The sequence below is a fragment of the Aeromonas sp. TS_SC_11 genome, assembly GCF_057318915.1.
Genome location: NZ_CM170470.1, coordinates 4695011 through 4707038, shown reverse-complemented (window position 1 = coordinate 4707038; position 12028 = coordinate 4695011). Strand labels below are relative to the sequence as shown.

Here is a 12028-nt window from a genome sequence, read left to right as displayed (position 1 = left end):
GGTAAAACACATATAACCTTACGCCCCAATGATGCTGGGGCGTAAGGGCTGCGGTTGCCAGTCCTGATTTCTATTGAGATAATCCCCCTCCTGATCCATCGCAAGATAAGGTTCATAGGTACCCCGATCGAGTGTTTGTCGGGGTCGTACAGTTTGTAATTACTAACGAAAAGACATGGCTGAGAAACGCAATATTTTCCTGATAGGTCCCATGGGTGCGGGCAAGAGCACCATAGGTAGACATCTGGCAGAACAACTGCATATGGAGTTTTTCGACTCAGATCATGAGATTGAGCGCCGCAGTGGTGCCGATATCGGCTGGGTGTTCGATGTTGAAGGCGAAGAGGGTTTCCGGATCCGCGAAGAGAAGGTCATAGGCGACCTTTCAGAACAGCAGGGTATCGTGCTGGCGACGGGTGGCGGTGCCATCAAGAGCCGAGAAACACGGAACAAGCTCTCTGCTCGCGGTATCGTGGTATACCTCGAAACAACGATTGAGAAGCAGCTGGCGCGCACACAAAGAGACAAGCGTCGCCCACTGCTGCAAACCGAAGAGCCGCCGCGCGAAGTGCTCGAGCGTCTGGCACAAGAGCGCAATGCGCTGTATGAAGAAGTGGCTGACTTTGTCATCCAGACTGATGATCAGAGCGCTAAAATCGTTGCCAATCAAATTGTTAAGTTGATCGGCATGTAATCTAGAGGACGTCCATGGAAAGGTTGAAGGTCGAACTGGGTGAACGCAGTTATCCCATCGAGATAGCGGCGGGTCTGTTGCAGCATGCAGAAGTGCTGACACAAACCATCAAGGGAAAACGGGTCATGATAGTGACCAATACCGTTGTCGCTCCCTTGTATCTTGAGCGGATTATCCAGTTGCTGTCCGGTTTTCAGGTTGAACACCTGATACTGCCGGACGGTGAGGCTTACAAGACCCTGGCAACCTTCGAGCGGATCATGTCTGCTCTGCTGGAAACCAATCATGGTCGGGACACGACACTGATCGCCCTGGGGGGCGGTGTGATAGGAGATGTTGTCGGCTTTGCTGCGGCAAGCTATCAACGTGGCATTCCTTTTATTCAAGTGCCTACCACACTGCTCTCCCAGGTTGATTCCTCCGTCGGCGGCAAGACCGCCGTCAACCATCCCCTCGGCAAGAACATGATTGGAGCCTTCTATCAGCCCAAGCATGTGGTCATTGATACCGAGTGCCTCAAGACCCTGCCTGCCCGCGAATTTGCCGCCGGCATGGCCGAGGTCATCAAGTACGGCATCATCTGGGACGCCGAATTTTTCTCCTGGCTCGAAACCAACATGTCCCGTCTGCAGGCGCTGGAACCGGCTGCCCTGGCGTATGCCATCCGCCGTTGCTGCGAAATCAAGGCCGATGTGGTGACGCAGGATGAGACGGAGCACGGGGTTCGCGCTCTGCTCAATCTCGGTCACACCTTTGGTCACGCCATCGAGGCTGAAAAAGGGTATGGCAACTGGCTGCACGGTGAAGCGGTTGCCGCAGGCATGATGATGGCTGCCTCCACGGCCGAGGCCCGGGGCGATCTGGATGCAAGGCAGCTTGCTCGCATTCGCGATCTGCTGCTGGCGGCCAATCTGCCCATTCAGGCACCTGCCGATATGGATTTCTCTGCCTTCATTCGCCATATGCGCCGAGACAAGAAGGTATTGGAAGGCAAGTTGCGACTGGTGCTGCCGGTCGGTATCGGTCACGCGCAGGTCGTAGCCGATGTCTCCGATGATGAATTGCTGGCAGTGATTGAGTCTGGTCGTGAGTAACAATAAACTGCTTAAATTTCCTTCCCAGCGGCAGCTGGTTGATCGGCTGCTGCATCTGATTGAATTCAATCATCCTTTTATTTTTCTCTCCGGCAAACCCGGCAGTGGCCGCGGCACCCTGTGTGAATCCCTGCTCGGCAACTTGCCCGAAAAAGTGCGGGTAGTGAGCCTGATTGGCAGTACAGCCATGAAGATGGCGGACGTTCGCCAGCTGCTGCTGCCCCAGGTGGTGGCAAGGCCGCTGTTCAATCCGCAGGATGCGCTGGCAGAAAGTTTCTTTCGCATGCTGGAGGGCAAGCCCTCCACCCTGTTACTGCTGATCGAGCGTGCTGACGAGCTGCCTGCCGAGCTGGTCGGCGAGCTGTGGAGTCTCTGTCGTCACAACGATACCCTGCCCATGCCACACCAGCTGGCGATCGTGCTCTCCGGGAGTGACGTCTGGTGTCGCACTCAGAAAAGCCTGCTAAAAGGGCGGGCCATGCCGGCTCTGGAGCTGGAGGTCGCGCCACTGAGCGCACCGGAGCAACGTATCTTCTTGTATGAGAAAGCCAAAGAGCTCAAGATCCCGACAGCCCTCTTGCCCAAGCTGAAAGTGGAAGAGATCCTGAACGTGGCGAATGGACATCCGTCCACCATCATGCAGTTACTGGAGGATATCATGACCGACAGAAGGCCCAAGAAACGTCAGGCCGAGTTGCCCGTTAAAAAGATTGCCATAGTGCTGGCGCTGGTTGCCGGCGGTCTGCTGGCCCTGAGCTATCTGCTGCCAGCCCTGTTCAGCGACGAAAGCAAGAGCACCGGGCTCGCCCCCTCACAAACCACGGCCTTGCCCATTCCCGTCTCAGGCGGAGATCCACTGACCGCAGGCGGTAGCAGCAATGACGGTCAGAGTGGCGGTCAAAGCAGCCCGAATGCCAGCGGTGATAACCCGGGCGGTGTGGTGCGTGATTGGCAGCCTGATGCCAAGGTATTGCCCAAAGCCGTCGAGAGCGAAACGCTGACTACTGAATCGACCAACTATGAGGGGCGCCGTGTGGTGATCTCCGACGAGGTGGTCCAGAAGTTGATGAAACAACCCAATGTCAGCGGTGCCTTGCCCACTGGTGTGGTGGATGAGCTGACCGGTGTCAGTTCCCGGGCTGCTTCGACCGAGAACCCATCGACCCAGGGACTGACAGCGCAAGCTCCCCAATCGGCCACTGAGCCCAAGGCCCGGAACACGGCCCCCGTTACCAAACCGGTCGCCAAGCCAGCCGTTGTCGAACCGGCGGCTGCACCTGCGCCCAAGGTCGCCCTGACGCCGACGGCGACCCTGAACAAGAAGCCCAGAAATCACTACAGCGTCCAGCTGATGGGGGCGAGCAACACAGCAGCGGTTGACAAGTTTGTGGCCGAACATGGTCTGACTGGCAATGTCTGGGTCTACAAAACCCAGTTCCGTGGCAGCCCCTGGTATGTGGTGCTGCAAGGGGATTACGCCAACACCACTCAGGCCAAGGCCGCCATTCGCAAGCTCTCGCCCGCCCTGCTCAAGGGGCAGCCCTGGCCCAAGTCGTTTGCTCAGGTACAAAAAGAGTTGAAGCAATAGCCATTCGGCCTGAGAAGGGGGTAGAATCGTCCCCCTTTTTGGGTCTATGCCTTCTTAACACCGGATTTCCATGAAAAAAACACGCGCTTTTTTAAAATGGGCCGGGGGAAAATACTCCCTGGTTGAAGAGATTGCCGAGCGTTTGCCTGCCGGGCGTGTGTTGTTGGAGCCCTTCGTCGGGGCCGGGTCTGTTTTTCTCAACACCGACTACGATGCCTATGTGCTCAACGATATCAATCCGGATCTGATCTGCCTGTACAACCATCTCAAGGTGATGCCGGATAATTTCATCACCGAAGCACGCAAGCTGTTCGTAGCGGAGCACAATCACAAGGCGGCCTACTACCGGCTGCGCACCCAGTTCAACCAGACTGAAACCACCTTCGAGCGGGCGATGCTGTTCCTGTTTCTCAACCGCCACGGTTTCAATGGCTTGTGCCGTTACAACAAGAAGGGCGGCTTCAACGTGCCGTTCGGTTCCTACAAGAAGCCCTACTTCCCTGAAAAAGAGCTGTGGGCCTTTGCCGAGAAGGCGCAGAAGGCGACCTTCATCTGTGAAAGCTACGCCGATGCCATCAAGCGTGCCGAGGAAGACTGGGTGATCTACTGCGATCCCCCCTATGCGCCACTCTCCAACACGGCGAGCTTCACCACTTATTCAGCCGGCGGCTTCACCCTGGACGATCAGGCCATACTGGCGCGGCTGGCACGTCATACCGCTGCCCGCAAGGGGGTGCCGGTGCTAATCAGCAACCACGACATAGCGCTGACCCGTGAGCTCTATCGTGGCGCCCGACTGGACGAGATCCTGGTCAAGCGCACCATCAGTCGCAACGGCGGCAGTCGCAACAAGGTAGCCGAGCTGCTGGCGCTTTATCCGCCCGGTATAGAGCCGGAACAGGGCTACTACCCAAGCGATGCCGAACTTGTTTCGCTCGGCTGATCCTCTGGCGGCACTTTCGGGTGCCGCTGCTGTATCTGCCTGTCGCGATCCTGGTGTTCGCCTCGTTTTCACCGGATATGGGCGATAAATCGGGTGGCCCGCTTTTTCCTGCCTGTGTTCGGGTCGTTTTCATCTGATATTTGCGGTAAAATTGCGCCGCTTTTTCTGCCACGCTGCCAATGGATGACGCTGATGAAAGACTTTCTGATTGCCCCCTCAATCCTCTCCGCCGATTTCGCTCGTCTGGGTGACGATGTTGCCAGGGTGCTGACCGCCGGTGCCGACGTGGTGCATTTCGATGTGATGGACAACCACTATGTTCCCAACCTGACCATAGGCCCCATGGTCTGTCAGGCCCTGCGCGACTATGGCATCAAGGCGCTCATCGATGTGCACCTGATGGTCAAGCCGGTGGATCGCATCGTTCCGGACTTCGCCAAGGCGGGGGCCAACCTGATCACCTTCCACCCGGAAGCTTCCGATCACGTGGATCGTACCCTGGGTCTCATCAAGGAGCAGGGCTGTCAGGCCGGTCTGGTGCTGAATCCGGCGACCTCGCTCTCCTGTCTGGAGTACGTGATGGACAAGCTGGATGTGATCCTGCTGATGTCGGTCAACCCTGGCTTCGGTGGCCAGAGCTTCATCCCCGGTACACTCGACAAGCTGCGTCAGGTGCGTCGCCTGATTGACGAGAGCGGCCGTGACATTCGCCTCGAGATCGACGGCGGCGTCAAGGTAGACAATATCCGCGCCATCGCCGAAGCGGGTGCCGACATGTTCGTGGCGGGCTCTGCCATCTTCAGCCAGCCTGACTACAAGGCGGTGATCGACCAGATGCGTGCGGAGCTGAGCCATGTCCAGCGCTGAGCGTGATTTTGATCTGGTGCTGTTCGATCTGGATGGCACCCTGATCGACAGTGCCCCCCAGCTGGCGCTGGCGGTCAACCGTACCCTCACTGAACTGGGTCTGGCCGAGGCTGATGAAGCCGTGGTGCGTACCTGGGTCGGCAATGGCGCCGACAAGCTGATCCAGCGCGCCCTGGATTATCGCGAGGCTCCTGAACTGTTTGCCAGGGCCCGCCCCCTGTTCGATCAGCACTATCAGGCCTGCCTGCTGGAAGGGCTTGAAATGTATGACGGTGTGGAACAGAGCCTGCGCCGCTTGCAAAAGCTGGGTTACAAACAGGCCGTGGTGACCAACAAGCCGAGTCACTTCGTGCAGCCAATCCTGGATGCCCTTGGCATCAGCGACTGTTTCGCGCTCTGGCTGGGTGGCAACTGTGTGCCGGTCAAGAAGCCGAGCCCCGAGCCCCTGCTGCATGCCTGCCATGAGCTGGGCGTCAGTCCGTCCCGCACCCTGATGGTGGGCGATTCCGAAAATGACGTGCTGGCCGCCCAGGCCGCTGGCATGAAAGTAGTGGGGCTCACCTACGGCTACAACTATGGTCGTCCCATTGCAGATTCCCGCCCGGACTGGGTATATGAGCAGTTTGCCCAGCTCGATGCCCTGTTAGCCGAGTAAGGTGTCGGGTTGGCCGAATAACAAGGATTAACACTCTCATGACTAAACCAATCGTACTGAGCGGGGCCCAGCCGTCGGGTCAGCTGACCATAGGCAACTATATGGGTGCCCTGCGTCAGTGGGTCAACATGCAGGATGACTTCGACTGCCTCTACTGCATCGTCGATCTGCATGCCATCACCACCCGTCAGGAGCCAGCCGCCCTGCGCAAGGCGTGTCTCGATGCTGCAGCCCTCTATCTGGCGGTGGGGATCGATCCGGCCAAGAGCACTGTCTTCATCCAGTCCCACGTGCCGCAGCACGCCGAGCTGGGCTGGATCCTGAACTGCTACACCCAGATGGGCGAGCTGTCGCGCATGACCCAGTTCAAGGACAAGTCCGCCCGTTTCGAGAACAACGTCAACGTCGGCCTGTTCGGTTATCCGGTGCTGATGGCGGCAGATATCCTGCTCTATCAGGCCAACCAGGTACCGGTCGGCAACGATCAGAAACAGCATCTGGAGCTGACTCGCGACATCTGCACCCGTTTCAACAACCTGTACGGCGAAGTGTTCACCCTGCCGGAACCCTTCATTCCGACCGAAGGTGCGCGGGTGATGAGTCTGCAGGATCCGACCAAGAAGATGTCCAAGTCTGATGACAACGAGGCCAACTTCATCGGCCTGCTGGAAGATCCCAAGCAGATCGTCAAGAAGATCAAGCGTGCCGTGACCGACTCCGACGAGCCGGCAGTGGTGCGTTTTGATCCGGAGAACAAGCCGGGTGTCTCCAACCTGCTGACCCTGATGTCCGGGGTGACGGGCCGTTCCATCCCCGAATTGGAGCAGCACTTCGAAGGCAAGATGTATGGTCACCTCAAGACCGAGACTGCCGAGGCGGTCGTTGCCTTGCTGGAGCCCATTCAGGCGCGCTTCCGCGAGTTGCGTCAGGATGAGGCTCATCTGCAAACAATTTTGGCGGCAGGCGCACAAAAGGCACGTGAAAGGGCTGAAAAAACACTGACCAGCGTATATGATGTAGTCGGCTTCGTTCCTCGAGCCTGACATACTGGGAAGGTGTAGTAGAAGAGAGCTGGGTCTTTGCCTGGCTTTCTTTGTTTTACCCGACCTGCTATTCGTTAATTCATCTTCCAATTTCAAACGCGGGCTTCTGCCCCAAGAGTGAGCATGTCTGTCGAATTAAACACCACGATTGAAGAGTTGGGTGACAAGGGTCACTGGCTGCGTAAATTCCGCAAGGCCAAGAACCTCAATACCCTGCAACTGATGGTCTCCAACGCCATCGACAAATATCACAACACCCCCGCCATTGCCGCCGCCATCTATCTGGCAGAATGCCAGCGCGAGCGCGAAATGGAGCAGGGCCGCTATCTGGATCGTTGATTCTCTGCCTCTGGTTGCCCCATGCTGTTGTTGATCGATAACTACGACTCCTTTACCTGGAACCTGGTGCAGTATTTTGGCGCTCTGGGGCAAGAGGTGGTGGTAAAGCGCAATGACGAGCTGACGCTGGATACCATAGCGCAGCTAGCTCCCCGTTATCTGGTGATCTCTCCCGGCCCCTGCACGCCCAATGAGGCGGGTATCTCCCTGTCGGCCATCAGCCGTTTTGCGGGCCAGCTCCCCATCCTTGGCGTCTGTCTCGGCCACCAATCCCTGGCTCAGGCTTTCGGTGCCAGAGTGGTGCGCGCGCGTCAGGTAATGCACGGCAAGACTTCCCTTATTCGCCATCAGGGCAGGGGCGTATTCAAGGCGCTCAACAATCCGCTGCGGGTCACCCGCTACCATTCGCTCATCGTGGAACGGGAAACTCTGCCCGACTGCTTCGAGGTTACCGCCTGGAGTGAACACGCCGATGGCTCTTTTGACGAGATCATGGGTCTGCGTCATAAGCAGTTGAATATAGAGGGAGTTCAGTTCCATCCGGAGAGCATTCTGAGCGAGCAGGGCCACCAATTGCTGGCCAATTTTCTAACCAGTTCCTGAATGGTTGTGATTGGCCTCACAGAATCGAGATGAGGCCAAAAATATTTTCCCTGACACTTTATTCACCTCCCTCCCTGTCCAAATTATCTCTTGCCAACACCCCCTGAGCCGTTATGCAATGCGGTTGCCTAAAATCTCACAGGCAATCGAACATTGTTCCCTGTAACTTGCTTTGTTGCAGACTTTTAGCTTTTTTTCTGTGACAATGCCGATGTGTTTACATGGATTTAACTTTTGGGCGGTGGATTATTCTGTCGCCAGATCGAAGGAGAGCAATATGTCAGAGTTGTTGGCAGTGACACGTGAAGTGTTTGATGAAGTGATGGTTCCCAACTATGCGCCCGCCAAGATAATCCCGGTGCGTGGTGAAGGGTCACGTGTCTGGGATCAGGAAGGCCGTGAGTATGTCGACTTTGCCGGCGGGATCGCCGTCAATGGCCTGGGTCATTGCCATCCCAAGCTGGTCGAAGCCCTGAAAACCCAGGGCGAGAAGCTGTGGCACCTCTCCAACGTGATGACCAACGAGCCGGCTCTGCGTCTGGCCAAGAAGCTGGTTGCCGCCACCTTCGCCGACAAGGTCTATTTCTGCAACTCGGGCGCCGAAGCCAACGAGGCGGCCCTCAAGCTGGCTCGTCGTTATGCCATCGAGAAATTCGGTGAGCACAAGACCCAGATCATCGCTTTCCATCAGGGTTTCCACGGTCGTACCTTCTTTACCGTCAGTGTGGGTGGCCAGGCTGCCTACTCGGATGGTTTCGGTCCCAAGCCTGCTGATATCACCCATGTGACTTACAACAATCTGGCGGAGCTGGCTGCCGTCATCTCCGACAATACCTGCGCCGTGGTGATGGAGCCGCTGCAAGGGGAGGGTGGCATCATTCGTCCGACCGACGAGTTTGCCAAAGGGGTGCGTGAACTCTGTACCAAGCACAATGCCCTGCTGGTCTATGACGAAGTGCAATCCGGGGTTGGCCGTACCGGCGATCTGTTTGCCTATATGGGTCTTGGCGTCACGCCTGACATCCTCACCAGTGCCAAGGCGCTCGGCGGTGGCTTCCCCATCGGCGCCATGCTGACCACCAATGAAATCGCGGCTCACCTGAAAGTGGGCACTCACGGCTCCACCTACGGCGGCAACCCGCTGGCGTGCGCGGTGGCCGAGGCGGTGATCGACGTGGTCAACACCCCGGAAGTGCTGAGCGGCATCAAGCAGCGTGAACAGCTGTTCCGCGCCGGTCTCGACGCCATCAATGCCAAGTACCACTGCTTCAGTGAAGTGCGTGGCAAGGGCCTGTTGCTCGGCGCCGTGCTGAACGATGACTACAAGGGCCGCTCCCGTGATTTCTTGCTGGCCTCCATCGATCAGGGGCTGATGGCACTGGTAGCAGGCACTAACGTGGTGCGCTTCGCACCGTCACTGGTTATTCCGGAAGCGGATATCAAGGAAGGGTTGGCACGGTTCGAGAAAGCGGTTGCCCAGGTGGTTAACGCCTGATCTTAATTGAGGTGGGGAGCCCTCCCGGCAGGAGCCGGGACCCCACCTGTCGTCAATGAAAGGGAGTTGTCATTTATGTTGGTTATCCGTCCTATCGAGCAAAAAGATTTTGCCGGTCTCAAGACCTGTGCCATTGAATCCGGCACCGGCATGACATCATTGCCTGTCAACGATGAACTGCTGCAGCGCAAGATAGATGCCTCGACCCAGACCTTCTCGGACAAACCGGCAGGTAAGGGAGATTGCCTCTACTTCTTCGTGGCTGAGGATCTGGAGACCGGCGAAATGGTCGGTACCTGTGCCATTGATGCGGCCGTCGGCCTGTCCCAGCCGTTCTACAACTATCACATCGGCAAGGTGGTGCACTCTTCCCCCAAGCTCGGCATCTACAACGTGGTCGAGACGCTCACTTTGTCGAATGACTACACCGGCAATTCCGAGCTGTGCACCCTGTTTTTGCGCGAATGCGCCCGCGAGGGGCTCAATGGCCGCCTGCTCTCCAAGCACCGTTTCCTGTTCATGGCCGAGCACCCCGAGCTGTTTGACAAGACCGTCTTTGCCGAGATGCGTGGCGTCTCCGATGAAAAAGGTCACAGCCCCTTCTATGAGTGGTTGCAAAAGCATTTCTTCTCGATGGATTTTCCTACCGTCGATTATCTCACCGGCATCGGCAAGAAGCGCTTCATCGCCGAGTTGATGCCCAAGTACCCCATCTACGTCAACCTGCTGAGCAACGAGGCGCGCGCCGTCATCGGCCAGACCCACGAGAAGACCCGCCCGGCCATCAAGATGCTGCAGGATGAGGGGTTCGTGAACCGTGGCTACGTTGACATCTTCGATGCCGGCCCCACCGTCGAGTGCGACGTAAAGAACATTCGCAGCGTGCGCCGCAGCCAGAAGCTGCGAGTGCTGATCGGCGAGCCCATAGGTGGCAAGACCCATCTGATCTGCAACACCCGCTACGAACAGTATCGCGCCTGCCACGGCAATATCCGGGTCGATCTGGACAAGCACGAAGCCATCATTCCGCCCAAGATGGCGGCGGCACTCAAGGTGCAGGACGGCGACATGGTGCGTGTCGTCGATCTCGACTGAGCCGCCTTGTCTGGTGTTGAAGGCAGTAGAACCGCATATGAAACAGGCAGCCAAGGCTGCTTGTGAAACACAGGGAGTGAATTGATGAGCCATTTAGTACAACTTATCGACGGCCAGTGGCTGGCCGGTGAAGGCAAGCCGTTCGAGTCTATGGATCCGGCCAAGAATGAAGTCATCTGGCAAGGGGGCGCCGCCAGTGCCAGTCAGGTGGATGCTGCCGTCAAGGCAGCCCGCGCTGCCTTCTACCATTGGTCTGACATGAGCCAGGAAGCGCGTCTTGCCATAGTGCGCCGTTACGCCGATCTGCTCGGCGAGCACAAGGAGGCGCTGGCGCTCACCATAGCCCGGGAAACCGGCAAGCCCCTGTGGGAAACCCGCACCGAAGTGGCCGCCATGCAGGGCAAGATTGCCATCTCCATTCGCGCTCATGACGAGCGGACCGGCACTGTCGAGAACCCCATGCCGGGTGCCAAGGCATTCGTGCGCCACAAGCCCCACGGCGTGGTCGCCGTGTTCGGCCCCTACAATTTCCCTGGTCATCTGCCCAACGGTCACATAGTACCGGCGCTGATCGCGGGCAATACAGTGGTGTTCAAGCCCTCCGAGCTGACCCCCATGGTGGCTGAAGCCATGCTGAAGATCTGGCAGGAGGCGGGTCTGCCCAAGGGTGTCCTCAACCTGGTACAGGGTGAGGTAGAGACCGGCAAGGCGCTGGCAGGCAATCCGGATATCGACGGCCTCTTCTTTACCGGCTCGTCCCGTACCGGCCATTTCCTCCATCAGCAGTTTGCCGGTCAGCCCGGCAAGATCCTGGCGTTGGAGATGGGCGGCAACAACCCGCTGATCGTCAAGGATGTGAGCGATGTGGATGGCGCCGTCCATGCCATAGTCCAGTCAGCCTTCATCACTTCCGGCCAGCGCTGTACCTGCTCGCGCCGTCTGTTTGTCGAGCGCGGTGCCCGGGGCGATGCCCTGGTCAAGCGATTGGTGGAGGTGGTCGGCCAGATCAAGGTCGGTCTCTATGATGCCGCCGATCAGCCTTTCATGGGCGCCATGATCAGCGAGAAAGCGGCTCTCGGCATGGTAGCGGCGCAAGCCAACCTGCAACAACTGGGTGGTGAGAGTCTGCTCACCCTCAAACACCTGGAAGCGGGCACAGGCTTCGTGTCGCCCGGCATCATAGACGTGACCGCAATCGGTGCACTGCCGGACGAAGAGTATTTCGGCCCGCTGCTGCAGCTCATTCGTTACGACGACTTCGATGCCGCCATCGACCAGGGCAATGCCACCAGCTTCGGCCTCTCGGCGGGCCTGCTTGGTGACAACGAGGCGGACTGGCAGCACTTCTTCAAGCGGATCCGCGCCGGTATCGTCAACTGGAACAAGCCCATCACGGGTGCCTCCAGCGCCGCGCCGTTCGGCGGCATAGGTGCCTCCGGCAACCACAGGGCGAGCGCCTACTACGCCGCAGACTACTGTGCTTATCCGGTTGCCTCCGTCGAGGACAGCAAGGCTGCCATGCCGGATCAGCTGTCTCCGGGTTTGACCTTTTAACAAGGAAGAGGCTGGCAGCAAGGCCGCCACGGCCGACACTGTCCTCCTCTGCGCTGAG

12 protein-coding genes are annotated in these 12028 nt (G+C 58.0%); all 12 read left to right on the top strand.

Going from position 1 to position 12028, the window contains the following annotated elements; all coding sequences use genetic code 11:
- Window positions 1-175 precede the first annotated feature (175 nt).
- The 12 genes from aroK (at window position 176) to astD (ending at window position 11970) form a co-directional block, all read left to right on the top strand.
- A complete protein-coding gene (gene aroK / locus AC1P02_RS21675) occupies window positions 176-694 on the top strand; it encodes a shikimate kinase AroK (RefSeq protein WP_005317117.1) in 519 nt (172 codons plus the stop codon).
- 14 nt (window positions 695-708) lie between these two features.
- Window positions 709-1788 carry a 3-dehydroquinate synthase gene (gene aroB / locus AC1P02_RS21670; protein ID WP_011898456.1) on the top strand — a complete coding sequence of 360 codons (1080 nt, stop codon included), beginning with the start codon at window positions 709-711 and terminating at the stop codon, window positions 1786-1788.
- Window positions 1781-3376: an SPOR domain-containing protein gene (locus tag AC1P02_RS21665; protein WP_309939893.1), complete on the top strand. Its 1596-nt coding sequence runs from the start codon at window positions 1781-1783 to the stop codon at window positions 3374-3376. Before aroB ends, AC1P02_RS21665 begins: the two co-directional genes overlap by 8 nt.
- Before the next feature lie 70 nt (window positions 3377-3446).
- Window positions 3447-4319 carry a Dam family site-specific DNA-(adenine-N6)-methyltransferase gene (locus AC1P02_RS21660; RefSeq protein WP_017412038.1) on the top strand — a complete coding sequence of 291 codons (873 nt, stop codon included), beginning with the start codon at window positions 3447-3449 and terminating at the stop codon, window positions 4317-4319.
- Window positions 4320-4511: 192 nt separating this feature from the next.
- Complete coding sequence (rpe, locus tag AC1P02_RS21655) at window positions 4512-5186, top strand: ribulose-phosphate 3-epimerase (protein ID WP_005317108.1); 675 nt, start codon at window positions 4512-4514, stop codon at window positions 5184-5186.
- Entirely contained in the window at window positions 5173-5841 is a 669-nt protein-coding gene (locus AC1P02_RS21650) for a phosphoglycolate phosphatase (RefSeq protein WP_058393825.1), read from the top strand. Before rpe ends, AC1P02_RS21650 begins: the two co-directional genes overlap by 14 nt.
- A gap of 38 nt (window positions 5842-5879) precedes the next feature.
- On the top strand, window positions 5880-6884 hold the full coding sequence (gene trpS / locus AC1P02_RS21645; RefSeq protein ID WP_021140399.1) for a tryptophan--tRNA ligase: 1005 nt from the start codon (window positions 5880-5882) through the stop codon (window positions 6882-6884).
- Between the two features lie 123 nt (window positions 6885-7007).
- Window positions 7008-7223, top strand: a complete 216-nt coding sequence (locus AC1P02_RS21640; RefSeq protein WP_005317103.1) for a hypothetical protein — start codon at window positions 7008-7010, stop codon at window positions 7221-7223.
- Window positions 7224-7244: 21 nt separating this feature from the next.
- The gene (locus tag AC1P02_RS21635) at window positions 7245-7826 is read left to right on the top strand and encodes an aminodeoxychorismate synthase component II (RefSeq protein ID WP_408123802.1); all 582 of its coding nucleotides are present in this window, start codon (window positions 7245-7247) and stop codon (window positions 7824-7826) included.
- A gap of 277 nt (window positions 7827-8103) precedes the next feature.
- The gene (locus AC1P02_RS21630; RefSeq protein WP_059111492.1) at window positions 8104-9321 is read left to right on the top strand and encodes an aspartate aminotransferase family protein; all 1218 of its coding nucleotides are present in this window, start codon (window positions 8104-8106) and stop codon (window positions 9319-9321) included.
- A gap of 75 nt (window positions 9322-9396) precedes the next feature.
- Entirely contained in the window at window positions 9397-10416 is a 1020-nt protein-coding gene (gene astA, locus AC1P02_RS21625; protein ID WP_005317100.1) for an arginine N-succinyltransferase, read from the top strand.
- Between the two features lie 84 nt (window positions 10417-10500).
- Complete coding sequence (astD, locus tag AC1P02_RS21620; RefSeq protein ID WP_485183377.1) at window positions 10501-11970, top strand: succinylglutamate-semialdehyde dehydrogenase; 1470 nt, start codon at window positions 10501-10503, stop codon at window positions 11968-11970.
- Window positions 11971-12028 lie beyond the last annotated feature (58 nt).